Source organism: Pseudomonas cucumis (genome assembly GCF_030687935.1).
GTDB lineage: Bacteria > Pseudomonadota > Gammaproteobacteria > Pseudomonadales > Pseudomonadaceae > Aquipseudomonas > Aquipseudomonas cucumis.
This window is the reverse complement of record NZ_CP117454.1, coordinates 2805450-2818149: the sequence shown is the minus strand read 5'-3', so window position 1 is coordinate 2818149 and position 12700 is coordinate 2805450. Positions and strand designations below refer to the sequence as shown.

General features: G+C 62.0%; 12 protein-coding genes. 8 read left to right on the top strand and 4 right to left on the bottom strand.

Annotation, left to right across the window (positions count from 1 at the left end; genetic code table 11):
- Nucleotides 1–4 precede the first annotated feature (4 nt).
- The 8 genes from PSH97_RS12930 (at nucleotide 5) to PSH97_RS12895 (ending at nucleotide 11587) form a co-directional block, all read left to right on the top strand.
- Nucleotides 5–949, top strand: a complete 945-nt coding sequence (locus tag PSH97_RS12930; RefSeq protein ID WP_305449506.1) for a DUF58 domain-containing protein — start codon at nucleotides 5–7, stop codon at nucleotides 947–949.
- Nucleotides 946–1440, top strand: coding sequence for a DUF4381 domain-containing protein (locus tag PSH97_RS12925; protein WP_305449505.1), 495 nt, complete (start codon nucleotides 946–948; stop codon nucleotides 1438–1440). Before PSH97_RS12930 ends, PSH97_RS12925 begins: the two co-directional genes overlap by 4 nt.
- Nucleotides 1433–2512: a vWA domain-containing protein gene (locus tag PSH97_RS12920; RefSeq protein WP_305449504.1), complete on the top strand. Its 1080-nt coding sequence runs from the start codon at nucleotides 1433–1435 to the stop codon at nucleotides 2510–2512. Before PSH97_RS12925 ends, PSH97_RS12920 begins: the two co-directional genes overlap by 8 nt.
- Nucleotides 2509–4245, top strand: coding sequence for a tetratricopeptide repeat protein (locus tag PSH97_RS12915; protein WP_305449503.1), 1737 nt, complete (start codon nucleotides 2509–2511; stop codon nucleotides 4243–4245). The genes PSH97_RS12920 and PSH97_RS12915 overlap by 4 nt, the downstream gene beginning before the upstream one ends.
- Entirely contained in the window at nucleotides 4242–5894 is a 1653-nt protein-coding gene (locus PSH97_RS12910; protein ID WP_305449502.1) for a BatD family protein, read from the top strand. The genes PSH97_RS12915 and PSH97_RS12910 overlap by 4 nt, the downstream gene beginning before the upstream one ends.
- 205 nt (nucleotides 5895–6099) lie before the next feature.
- On the top strand, nucleotides 6100–7344 hold the full coding sequence (locus PSH97_RS12905) for an exonuclease SbcCD subunit D C-terminal domain-containing protein (protein WP_305449501.1): 1245 nt from the start codon (nucleotides 6100–6102) through the stop codon (nucleotides 7342–7344).
- Nucleotides 7341–10982, top strand: a complete 3642-nt coding sequence (locus PSH97_RS12900) for an AAA family ATPase (protein ID WP_305449500.1) — start codon at nucleotides 7341–7343, stop codon at nucleotides 10980–10982. Before PSH97_RS12905 ends, PSH97_RS12900 begins: the two co-directional genes overlap by 4 nt.
- Entirely contained in the window at nucleotides 10979–11587 is a 609-nt protein-coding gene (locus PSH97_RS12895; RefSeq protein ID WP_305449499.1) for a glutathione S-transferase, read from the top strand. The genes PSH97_RS12900 and PSH97_RS12895 overlap by 4 nt, the downstream gene beginning before the upstream one ends.
- Nucleotides 11588–11592: 5 nt before the next feature.
- On the opposite strand, the gene PSH97_RS12890 is transcribed toward PSH97_RS12895, so the two are convergent.
- The 4 genes from PSH97_RS12890 to PSH97_RS12875 all read right to left on the bottom strand — a co-directional run bounded on the left by PSH97_RS12890 (nucleotide 11593) and on the right by PSH97_RS12875 (nucleotide 12687).
- A complete protein-coding gene (locus PSH97_RS12890) occupies nucleotides 11593–11850 on the bottom strand; it encodes a hypothetical protein (protein ID WP_305449498.1) in 258 nt (85 codons plus the stop codon).
- Entirely contained in the window at nucleotides 11847–12059 is a 213-nt protein-coding gene (locus PSH97_RS12885) for a hypothetical protein (RefSeq protein WP_305449497.1), read from the bottom strand. The genes PSH97_RS12890 and PSH97_RS12885 overlap by 4 nt, the downstream gene beginning before the upstream one ends.
- 115 nt (nucleotides 12060–12174) lie before the next feature.
- Nucleotides 12175–12300: a hypothetical protein gene (locus PSH97_RS12880; RefSeq protein WP_259695949.1), complete on the bottom strand. Its 126-nt coding sequence runs from the start codon at nucleotides 12298–12300 to the stop codon at nucleotides 12175–12177.
- Between the two features lie 207 nt (nucleotides 12301–12507).
- Nucleotides 12508–12687, bottom strand: a complete 180-nt coding sequence (locus PSH97_RS12875) for a hypothetical protein (RefSeq protein WP_305449496.1) — start codon at nucleotides 12685–12687, stop codon at nucleotides 12508–12510.
- Between the last annotated feature and the right edge of the window lie 13 nt (nucleotides 12688–12700).

Here is a 12700-nt window from a genome sequence, read left to right as displayed (position 1 = left end):
CCCGATGAACGCCCTCCTGCCGCCCGAACCGGGCATCCGTGTCAGCCTCGCCGATCTGATCGAGATGCGCCATCGCGTGCGTGAAGTGCAGCTGTTCTCCACGCCGAGCCAGCGCAGCCCGCTGATCGGCCTGCACCACTCCAAACTGCGCGGGCGCGGGGTGGACTTCGATCAGGTGCGGGTCTATCAGGCCGGTGATGACGTGCGAAGCATCGACTGGCGCGTCACCGCCCGGACCCAGGAGCCTCACACCAAGCTGTTCCACGAAGAACGCGAGCGGCCGATTTTCATCATGGTCGAGCAGAGCCGCCGGCTGTTTTTCGGCTCCGGGCTGATGTTCAAATCGGTGCTTGCCGCCCAGGCAGCGAGCCTGATTGGCTGGGCCGCGCTGGGCCATAACGACCGGGTCGGCGGGCTGGTGTTCGGCGACGACGAGCACTACGAAATCAAACCGAGACGCAGCAAACAGAGCCTGCTGCAATTGCTCAACCGCCTGGTGCGGGTCAATCAGTCGCTGCACACCGAACGCGAGCCGGACCGCGACGCCTTCGGTATTGCCCTGCGCCGCGCCCGAGAAGTATTGCGCCCCGGCAGTCTGGTGATCGTGATCTGCGACGAACGGGCCTTGTCGGACGGTGCCGAGCAACAGTTGAGCCTGTTGTCACGCCATTGCGACCTGTTGCTGCTGCCGGTGTCCGATCCGCTGGATCACGCCCTGCCCGCTGCTGGGCTTTTACGCTTCGCGGAACGGGGCGCGCAGCTGGAACTCGACACGTTGAATTTCGACTTGCGCCAGGCCTATCGCGCACAAGCGGAAGCGCGTATCGCTCGCTGGGAACTGCTGGCGCAGAAGTTGCGGGTATTGCTGATGCCGTTGAGCACCCAAAGCGAAATGGTCGAGCAACTGCGCGAATACCTGAACCCGCAACGTCCGGGGAAAAGTCGATGAGCAGCCTCGATCAACTGCAACCGCTGATTTCCCCGCCACCGATCGGCTTCTGGCCGCCAGCACCGGGCTGGTGGCTGCTGCTGTTATTGCTGCCATTGATCGGTTTCGGCCTGTGGCAGTTACGGCGTTTCATCCCGAACAAGCGCCCTATCGTGCGCGCCGAACAACCGCTGGACCCGGTGCGTCTCGCTGCCCTGGCCGAACTCGCCCTGATGCCCAAACCCTACGACGGCGCCCCGGCCGGCGCCTGGTTGCAACAACTCAATGGCTTGCTCAAACGCCTGTGCCGCAACCATTACCCCTACAGCCAGAGCCACACCCTTAACGGGCGCAAGTGGCTGGCGTTCCTTGATAACCGCTGCCCGGCCGCCGGCCTTACACGCTGGATGGTACTGGTGGAAGGCGCCTACAAACCCGAATGCAAACTCGACGACAAGGCCATCGCTGGCCTGACTCAAGCTGTCGACACCTGGATTCGCAAACATGTTTGAGTTCGCCTGGCCGTGGATCTTCGCCCTGCTGCCACTGCCCTGGCTGATGCGGGTACTGCTGCCGGTGGCCGACAGCGGCGAACCGGCGCTCAACGTCAGCTTCCTCAGCGACCTCGAAGGCCTCGTTCGCCGCCGCGCCCGGGCGAATCTGCCGGCGTGGCGCCAGCAAGCACCGTTCATTTTGTTATGGCTGTTACTGCTGATCGCCGCCGCACGCCCGCAGTGGCTCGGTGAACCCCTCCCGGTTGCCGCCAGTGGCCGCGATCTGCTGGTGGCGGTGGACGTGTCCGGCTCCATGGATTTCCCCGACATGCGGTGGCAGGACGAAGAGGTCAGCCGACTGTCGCTGGTGCAGCATTTGCTCGGTGATTTTCTCGAAAGTCGCGACGGCGACCGGGTCGGGTTGATCCTGTTCGGCAGTCAGGCCTATCTGCAAGCGCCGCTGACCTTCGACCGGCACACCGTGCGCGTGTGGCTCGACGAAGCGCGGATCGGTATCGCCGGCAAGAACACCGCCATCGGCGATGCCATCGGCCTGGCCCTCAAACGCCTGCGCCAACGTCCGGCACAAAGCCGTGTGCTGATTCTGGTCACCGATGGCGCCAACAACGGCGGCGAGATTGACCCGCTGACCGCCGCACGACTGGCGGCCAACGAAGGCGTGAAAATCTACCCGATCGGTATCGGCGCCGATCCGGAACAAGGCGGTACCTTGGGATTCCTGGGCATCAACCCGAGCCTGGACCTCGATGAGCCGGCCTTGAAAGCCATCGCTCAAGCCACTGGCGGCCAGTATTTCCGCGCCCGCGACGGCGAGGAATTGCAGGCGATCAAGCGCATGCTCGACAAACTGGAACCGGTCACCCAGCAACCCACTCAGGCCCGCCCGGCCCAGGCGTTGTATCACTGGCCTCTGGCAATGGCGCTGTTGTTGAGCATGCTGCTGGTGATTCGCGAGCGCTGGCCGGATAACCCGTTGCGACGGCTGTTTACCAAGAAGCTGTTTTTGCAAACGCAACTGCCCGACTGGCGTCAGCGGCTTAAACGCCTGCGTCTGCGGAGGCGCCGATGATTGCGCTCTGGCCGCACTGGTTCCGCCCTTGGTGGCTGCTGTTGTTGCCGTTGCTGGGCTGGTTGCTCTGGCAACTCTGGCACCGGCAGAAACGTGCCGGCCGCTGGCAAATGATTCTGCCGCCGGCCTTCCATGCCGCGCTGCTCAGTGGTGGCAGCGGTCGCGAGAGCAAACTGCCATGGGTCGCCCTTGGCCTGGCTTGGGTGCTGACCGTACTGGCCCTGCTGGGGCCGAGCTGGCAGCGCGTCGAACAAACCAGCCAGAAACCCGCCGACCCGCTGGTGGTGTTGCTTGAGCTGACCCCGGAAATGCTCGCCACCGATAGTGCGCCGAACAGGCTGGAACAAGCCCGGCGCAAACTGTTAGACCTGCTGCAAAACCGCAGCGACGCCCAGACCGCAATCATCGTCTACGCCGGCAGCGCCCACACCTTGGTGCCGCTGTCGGATGACCTGTCGACCAGCCGCAATCTGGTGGATGCACTCAAGCCGTCGCTGATGCCCCTGGCCGGTCATCGTGCCGATCTGGCGGTGGTCAAGGCCCTTGCGCTGCTGGATCAGGGCGCCCTCGGCCAGGGTCGGATCCTGCTGATCGGTTCGTCGCTGACGGAACAGGAACGCCAAGGGATTCGCCAGGCGCTGGACGACAAGTCCACGCCATTTCTGATGCTCGGTATCGGCACCGCCGAAGGTGCGCCGGTCGCGCAGGACGACGGCAGTTTCCTCAAGGATGACCTGGGCGCAATTCTGGTGCCCCGTCTGGACGGCCCCAGCCTTAAAGCCTTTGCCAACGGCCTGGGCGGACGTTATCGCCAGGCGCGTCTGGACGATGCCGACCTGCGCGGCCTTGGCCTGCTCGACGGCCCACGGGATCTGCGCAACGACGGCCAGACATTGCGCCTCGACACTTGGGCCGATCAGGGATACTGGCTGCTGCTGCCACTGTTATTGCTGGCCGCCTGTGCCGGGCGCCGGGGTTGGCTGTTCTGCCTGCCGCTGCTGTTCATGCTGCCGCAACCGAGTTACGCCTTCGACTTCGAAGACTTGTGGCTGCGTCCCGATCAGCAGGGCCTGCATTTGCTCAAACAAAAGCGCCCGGCCGAGGCCGCGCAGCATTTCGAAGATCCGCAGTGGCAAGGTGTGGCGCTCTATGAAGCCGGTGACTACAGTGGCGCCGCCCAGCGGTTTGCCCAAGGCACCGACGCCCACGCCCACTACAATCGGGGTAACGCCTTGGCCAAAAGCGGTGAGCTGGAAGCGGCGCTGGATGCTTACGATCAAGCGCTGGAACGTCAACCGGATCTGCGTCCGGCCCTGACCAACAAGGCACTGGTGGAAAGCCTGCTCAAGCAGAAAACCTCAGCGCCACCCGTCGAGCCGGACAAAACCGCCGACGGCAAACCCGAAACCATCACCCAGGAACCTCCGCCGGGCAGCGCCACCCAACCAAGCAATGGCGAGCCGAAAGCCGACGCCGAGCAAACCACACCGGACGCCGAGCAGCCGCCCACGACGCCACCGCAACCGGGCGCCAATGAAGTCCCGGGCAGCGAGTTGGGCGATGAGCAAAGCACCACGCCACCCCGGCGCCCGGCCAGCGACATGATTGAAGGCGAACAGCGCCAGGCGCTGGAGCAATGGCTGCGCAAGATCCCGGATGACCCCGGCGAACTGCTCAGACGCAAATTCTGGTACGAACAGCAACAACATCAGGATCAGGAAAAAACTCGATGACCCGCTTCACCGCCTTTTTGTTCGCATTGTTGCCAGCCCTGTTGCTCTGCACCGTTCAGGCCCAGGCTGCGGAGCTGGTCGCCAGCGTCGATCGCAGCCGCCTGAATTCCGGCGAGACGGTCGAACTGACCCTGGAAACCAGCGACGTGACCCAGTTCGGCAAACCCGACCTGACCCCGCTGGAGCCGCTGTTCGAAGTGCGCGGCACCCGTCAGGTCAACCAACTGAACACCCTCAACGGCAACACTCAGGCAACCACCCGCTGGATCATCACCCTGCTGCCCCGGCAAAATGGCAGCGTGGTGATTCCATCGCTGCAACTGGGCGACGTCCAGAGCCAGCCGATTACCGTGCAGGTGATCGAAAGCGAAACCCAGGACAGCAGCAACGCACTGGCGCCGGTGTTCATCGAGGCCAGCCTCGACCAGAACAGCGTCTACGTGCAGGCTCAGGCGATCCTGACCTTGCGCATCTACCATTCGGTGTCGCTGTACGACGACAGCAGCCTGACCCCGTTGCAAATTCCCGATGCGCGCATCGAACAGCTGGGCGAGCCGCGCACCTACGAAAAAGTCATCAACGGATTGCGCCATGGCGTGATCGAAATGCGCTACGCAATCTACCCGCAGCGCAGCGGTGAACTGGTTATTCCGGCGCAGATGTTCAGTGCCACGCCAGTCGATACCCGACCGTCCCAGGACGCAACACCCCAAGGGCCAAAACCGGGCAAGCAGATGCGCGTCAAATCCGCCGAGATCCCGCTGACGGTCAAGGCCAAACCCGGCACGTATCCAGCCGATGTGCCCTGGCTGCCGGCCCGCAGCCTGACCCTGAGCGAAAGCTGGAGCCCGGAACCGGATCATGCGCAGGTCGGCTACTCGCTGACCCGCAGCCTGACCCTGAACGCCGAAGGCCTCGCCAGCTCCCAACTGCCCCCCTTGCCCGCCACAGAGATCAACGGCCTGCGGCGCTACCCGGATCAACCGGTGCTGGGCAACCAGAGCAGCGAACGCGGCTTGATCGGCAGTCGCGAGGACCGTGAAGCCCTGGTGCCAACCCGCACCGGCGCCATTGACCTGCCGAGCGTTGAAGTGGTCTGGTGGAACACCTTCGAGGATCACCTGGAACACAGCAGCCTGCCCGCCCGCACACTGCAAGTGGCGAGCAATCCGAGCCTGATCGTCGATAGCCCGGCGGGCAGCGCGCAGGCAATCTCCGGCGCCAGCAACGAAGCTGCCTGGTGGTGGAAACTCAGCACCGTGATCCTGGCCTGCACTACCCTGCTGGGCTTCGGCCTGTGGTGGCGCGCCCGCTCGCAACCGGCAATCCTGCGTGCCGCGCAAACCGGCCCGAGCCCACGCACCCTGCTCGACGACCTCAAACGCGCCTGCCAGGCCAACGACACCCACGCCACCCGCCAGGCCCTCGACGCCTGGGCCCGGCAACAACCGGAAACCCTGGCCGACATGGCGGCGCGTTTTGTGCCGCTGTCGGATGCGCTGGACGGCCTGAACGGCGCGCTGTACAGCGAAACCGGCCAGTACTGGCAGGGCGAAGATCTCTGGCGCGCGATTCGTGCGATCCCGACGGCCGAAGGGGTTCAGGATCTGGTCGGCGATACTGGGTTGCCGCCGCTTTATCCCAAATAGAATCAAAAGATTGCAGCCTCCTGCCGAGGCACACCAATCCCCTGTAGGAGCGAGGCTTGCCCGCTCCTACAGGGACCGTGTTCCTCTCCAAAGCTTCGACATCCCCCAAACCCGTGTTCCTTTGCACATTTGCCAGTAAACTCTCCCCTCTTTAGCCGCCACCATTTTCCTCGCGGCCATTACCTTATTTCCTACGGAGTACGCCTTGCGTCTGTTTCACACCTCCGACTGGCACCTTGGGCAGAACCTGCACGGCCAGGAGCGCGATTTCGAGCACGCCTGCTTTCTTGACTGGCTGCTGCGTCAGCTGAAACTGGATCAGCCCGATGTGCTGCTGATCGCCGGCGATATCTTTGACACGGTCAACCCACCGGTCAAAGCCCAGGAACGCCTCTACGATTTCATCGTCAGCGCCCATGAGCAGCAACCCTTGCTGACCATCGTGATGATCGCCGGCAACCATGACTCCGGCTCGCGAATCGAACTGCCCGCGCCGCTGATGCGGCGCTTGCGTACTCACGCCCTCGGTCGCGTGCTGTGGCTCGATGACGGTCAACTGGATGCCGAACGCCTGTTGCTGCCGTTGCCTGATGCCAGCGGCGAAATTGCCGCCTGGTGTCTGGCGCTGCCGTTCCTGCGCCCCGCCGAAGTGACCGGTGCGCATTTGGGCGATAACTACTTGCGCGGCATCGGCCAGGTTCATGAATGGCTGATCGAAGCGGCCAACGCCAAGCGCAAGCCGGGCCAGGCGCTGATCGCCATCAGCCATGCGCACATGGCTGGCGGTTCGGTTTCGGAAGATTCCGAACGCAGCCTGATCATCGGCAACGCCGAAGCCCTGCCCGCCAGTCTGTTCGGGCCGAGCATCAGCTATGTCGCCCTCGGGCATTTGCACAAGCCGCAGAAGGTCAATGGTGAAGAGCGCATCCGCTATTGCGGCTCGCCGATTCCCTTGTCGTTCTCCGAGATCAATTACCAGCATCAGATTCTCGACATTCAGCTCGATGGCGAAACATTGGTCAGCGTCGAACCGCGCCTGATTCCGCGTTCCGTCCACTTGCAACGCCTCGGCTGCGCGCCGTTGGCGGAGATCCTGCTGCAACTGGCCGACCTGCCCAACATTGACCTGCTCGCCGATATCCAGCGTCAGCCGTGGCTGGAAGTGCGGGTCCGTCTCGACGAGCCGCAACCGGACCTGCGCCATCAAGTGGAAACCGCCCTGCAAGGCAAAGCCGTGCGGTTGGTGCGGATCGCTGCCGAGTACGCCGGCAATGGCAGCCGCGAGGGCATCGATGACAACACAACCTTGATCGAACTGGATCAACTTTCGCCCCAGGAACTGTTCAGCCGAGCGTGGCAGGACAATTACGGCAGCGAGGTCGACGAGCAAACGCTCAAGGACTTCGCCGAGCTGTTGCAAGACGTGCAGATGGAGAGCGAACAGCCATGAAAATTCTCGCGATCCGCCTGAAAAACCTCGCCTCGCTGGCCGGGCCGTTTGAAATCGACTTCACTGCGGAGCCCTTGGCCAGTGCCGGCCTGTTCGCAATTACCGGGCCGACCGGCGCTGGCAAAAGCACCCTGCTCGACGCCCTGTGCCTAGCGCTGTTTGGCGCCGTGCCGCGCCTGAACAACACCGGCCGCGATGCCAAGGTCCCGGACGCCGATGGTGAAATCGGCACCGGCGACCCGCGCACACTGCTGCGGCGTGGCACCGGTGAAGGTTATGCCGAAGTCGATTTCGTCGGTATCGACGGTCGCCGCTATCGCGCTCGCTGGGAGGCTAATCGCGCTCGGGAAAAGGCCGGTGGCAAGCTGCAAGCCAGCCGCCAGAGCCTGCGTGACATCGATCAGGATCAACTGCTGGCCAGCCAGAAAGGCGAATACAAAGCTCAGCTCGAAGCCGCGCTGGGCCTGAACTTCGAACAGTTCACCCGCGCCGTCATGCTGGCTCAGAGCGAGTTCAGCGCCTTCCTCAAGGCTGATGATAACGACCGCAGCGAACTGCTGGAAAAGCTCACCGATACCGCGCTCTATACCCGTCTCGGTCGTCGCGCTTTTGACAAGACCAAAGAAGCTCGCGAAGCCCACAAGTTGTTGCAGGACCAGGCCACCGGGGTCACGCCGCTGTCGCCGGAAGCCCGGGCCGAACTCGATGAGCGCTTCAACGACGCTCAGCAGCAACTCAAGACCCAGCAAGCGCAGCTCAAACAGCTGGAGCTGCAACACACCTGGCTCAAGGACCTGCACCAGTTGCAAGACGCGCAACAAAGCGCCACCGAGCAACTGCACTCCGCCCAGCAACACTGGAACAGCCTAGCCGGTGAGCGCTTGAAGCTCACCCGTCTGGAGCAACTGGCCCCGCAACGGCATCAGTTCGCGCGCAAGACCGAACTCACCGCCCAACTCACGCCTCTGGCGGCGCAGATTCAGCAGCACACGCAACAGCAAAGCGAGCTGACCGAGCGACAGACTCAACTCGAACAGAGCCTGAGCACCGCCCAAACGGCGTTGACCCAAGCGCAAAGCCAACACACCTCCAGCGCGCCACTGCTGCGCCAAGCCTTCGAAGAGCAAAGCACCCTCGCCCGCCTGGTCAAGGACGCCAGCCTCAGTGCCGACCTCAAGCAGCAGGCGGAACAGGCCTGCATTCAGGGTCAGGGCACGATTCAGGGTTTGCTCGACCAACAAAAACAGGTCGCCGAACGGTTGCAGCGGATTGCCGTGGAGCTTGAGCAGAGCACCCATCTGGCGCCGTTGAGCGATGCCTGGAACGCCTACCGTGATCGCCTGCAACAATTGATGCTGATCGGTAATCGCCTGAACAAGGGCCAGGCCGAACTGGCCGCCCTGGAGCAAAGCGCCGCCCGCGCCGCCGAGGAACTGGCCACCCAGCGCCAGAGCCTTGAGGTGCTGTACAAAGAGGCCGGCGCCGAGCCTGAAGCGGTGGCCGAGCAGATTCAGATTCTCGGCAATCTGCTGCAAGACAACCGCAAGCAACTGCGAGCCTTTGAAGAGCTGACGCGACTGTGGGCCAGCCAGCAGGAACTGGACAAGCGCGGCGCCGAGCTTCAGCAGCGGCAACTCGCCGCTCAGCAAGACCGCGATCGTTTGACTCAGGACGGGGTGAAGACCAAGGCCGAACTGAGCGTCGCCGAACAGACCCTGACCGTCACCCGCGAACTGCTGGAGCGTCAGCGTCTGGCGCGCAGTGCCAGCGTCGAAGAATTGCGCGCACAGTTGCAGGACGATCAGCCGTGCCCGGTTTGTGGTAGCCCGGACCATCCTTATCATCAGCCCGAAGCTCTGCTGCAAAGCCTCGGCCGGCATGATGAAAGCGAACAGGCCAACGCTCAAAAAGCGGTGGACCTGCTCAAGGAAAAACTCACCGATTTGCGCGCCGAAGTGGGCGGTTTGATTGCCCAGCAAAAAGAACTGCTGCAACAGCAAGAACAACTCGCGAGTCAGCAACAAGGCCTGACGCCGAGCCTGGAAGCGCACCCACTGTCCGCTCAACTGTTGGACCAGGACGCAAGCAAACGCGATACCTGGCTGACCCAACAAAGCAGCCAGTTGAACCAGAGCATCACCCAGGACGAACAACGGCAAACTGCCTTGCTCACCCTGCAACAGGATGCCGCGCGCCTTGCGCAACAACTGCGCAGCGCCGAAGCGGCGAGTCAGCAAGCAACACAGCACCTGCTCAACCAGCAACGCGAGTTGAGCAGCGATCGCCAACGTCTGGACGAAGAACTGAAGGCGTTCAGCCCCCTGCTCCCGGCCGACACGCTGGAGGCCTTGCGCAACGAACCCGCCGCGACCTTCATGCAGCTCGACCGGCAGATCGCCCAGCGCCTGGAACAGCTCGACCAGCAGCGCGATGAACTCGGCGAACAGCAACAACGCCAGCAGACGCTGGACAAAGAACAGTACCAACAGCAGACCCGCATTCTGCAACTGGACGCGGCGCAACAGCAGTTCGCGGCGCTGGCCGGGCAGCAACAGGCTTGCCAGGAAAAACTGACGCAACTGCTGGGCGAACATGCCAGCGCCGAACAGTGGCAGCAGCAACTGGATCAGGCCGTAGAGCAGGCGCGTAGTGCCGAAGCAACGGCCAATCAGCAATTGCAAACCGTACGCACGCGCTTGGTGCAACTGGCCGCCGAACTCAAGGCTCAGCAAGAACGTTCGCAGGCCCTGGAAACCGAAGATCGCGAGCTGAGCGCCAAGATCGCCGACTGGCGCTCGCAGCATCCAGAGCTGGACGACGGTGGACTGGAAGAGCTGTTGGACGTCGACGACCAACAGGTCAGCGAACTGCGTCAACGATTGCAGCAGAGCGAAAAAGCCATCGAGCAAGCCAAGGTGCTGTTGCAAGAGCGCGATCAGCGTCTGCTCGTTCATCAGGCGCAGCACAACGGCAATCTCGATGCCGAACAACTGGCCACGACGCTGGCAGAGCTGCAAAACCTGTTCGCAGCCAGCGAGCACCACTGCGCCGAATTGCGTGCCGAACAGGCCGAGGATCAGCGTCGGCAGAACGCCAATCAGGCGCTGGCGCAACAGATCGCCGACGCCTACACCGAGTATCAGCGCTGGGCGCGGTTGAATGCGCTGATCGGTTCGGCCACCGGCGACACCTTCCGCAAAATCGCCCAGGCCTACAACCTCGATTTGCTGGTGCATCACGCCAACGTCCAGTTGCGGCAACTGGTGCGGCGTTATCGCCTGAAACGTGGCGGCAGCATGCTCGGGTTATTGGTGATGGACACGGAAATGGGCGATGAACTGCGCTCGGTGCATTCGCTGTCCGGCGGCGAGACGTTCCTGGTGTCGCTGGCGTTGGCGCTCGGTTTGGCGTCGATGGCGTCGAGCACGCTGAAAATCGAATCGCTGTTTATCGACGAAGGCTTCGGCAGTCTCGATCCGGAATCCCTGCAACTGGCCATGGACGCCCTCGATGGTTTGCAAGCGCAGGGCCGCAAGGTCGCGGTGATTTCCCACGTGCAGGAAATGCATGAACGGATTCCGGTACAGATTCAGGTCCACCGCCAAGGCAATGGCCTGAGTACGCTGGAGGTGAAATGAACACGCTGTATTCGTTCCGCCGCTGCCCCTACGCCATGCGCGCACGCATGGCGCTGCGCTATTCGGGGGTTGAGGTGAATATCGTCGAGGTCAGCCTCAAGGCCAAACCTGCCGAAATGCTCGCGCTGTCGAGCAAAGGCACGGTGCCGGTGCTAAGTGTGGACGGCCGGGTGATCGATGAGAGCCTGGAGATCATGCGCTGGGCATTGGCGCAGAACGATCCACAGGACTGGTTGCTCAAGGATGATCCTCAAGGACAGCAACACTGCGCCGCGTTGATCGAAGAAAACGATCAGGTGTTCAAGGCGCACCTGAATCGCTACAAGTACGCTGAACGATATCCCGAGCAGCCGATGACGTTTTATCGCGCCGAGGGCGAAGTGTTTTTGCGCAAGCTGAATGAATTGCTGGAGGGGCGTGACTACCTGCTGGCCGGGCATCCGAGCCTGGCGGATATCGCCCTGATGCCGTTCGTGAGGCAATTCGCCCACGTGGATCGCGAGTGGTTCGGTCAGACGCCTTATGGGCGATTGCAGGTTTGGTTACAGCGCTTCATCGAGTCAGAGCTGTTCACATCAGTCATGGTGAAAACTCGATCCCCGTAGGGGGATTATGCCAATACCGAGCACATCCCCAACGCCGAGCAATCCACTTGGAATGGCCCGAAAAATTCGCCATTGGATTTGATCGGCGGATTGCCCACCAGCAACCCCAACGCCTTGGCCGTCTGAATATTGTGGGCGATGTTGTGGTTGCATTCGATGGCCCGTGCCACCGACCCCGCCGAGCCCTGCCCGATCCCCAATAAAGAAGCGCCATTGGTCATGAACGCCAGGAAGGCGATGACCCAGAGTTTGCGTCCTTTCATGCCCCCACCACTCCGGCCACGTCGGCGTGATCGACACTTACGTTTTGAGCGCGGTGTTCGAATTGAACGGCGGGATAAGCGACCTGGATCGGTGCTTGAAGGCTTTGTTGCGATTGAGCCGAAAGGCTGACGACCAACACCATGGCCACGTAAAGACCGATGGCCAGGTAGGCGCCGTATTTGGCAGAAGTGATGATTGCGCTGGCCATGGTGTTCTCCGTGGGCATGTTTCAGTGCCCACAGAATCGATCAAAAAACAGAAGATAACTAGCGACCTTTACGCATAGTAGCTATCAGTTTTATTGATCATGTACCCAGCGTGTTTCAGTCCTCGATAAAGCTCATCAAGCGCTCGCGGGCCGCCTCCGGCTCGTTTGAAACGGGCTGGGCAGCCGACAGAATCGGGGTGGAATAGAGAAACAGGAGAACCACTGCCAGACGCATCGCCATGCTGTCGATCCTTATTGGGGAAGGAGTCAAAAAATCAGCGTCAAATTTAAACTCATGGCCATGTGATATCAAGCAATACATTGATAGCAATATGATGCTGTCGTAAACGCGTTATGCAGGAGCGACATCACTTCGGCGCCTTTCGATGCCTTACAGCTCGATCGGCAAGTGACTTCGCTCCTGCATAAAGGGTGCAGGGCTTACATTTCAGTGTTGGGTTTTGTGATCCAGCGCGGCGTAGAAGTTGGCGCTCTGTTGCAGGTATTTCGGGGTGTAGCTTTGGGTGTGGGATTTTTTGTCGCTGATTTCAGCGTTGGCATTGGCGGGCAATGCAACCGTGGCGGAGATAGCGGAAGCGGCGATCACGGAGAAGAGATTGAAGTTCATGGCGGTGTTCCTC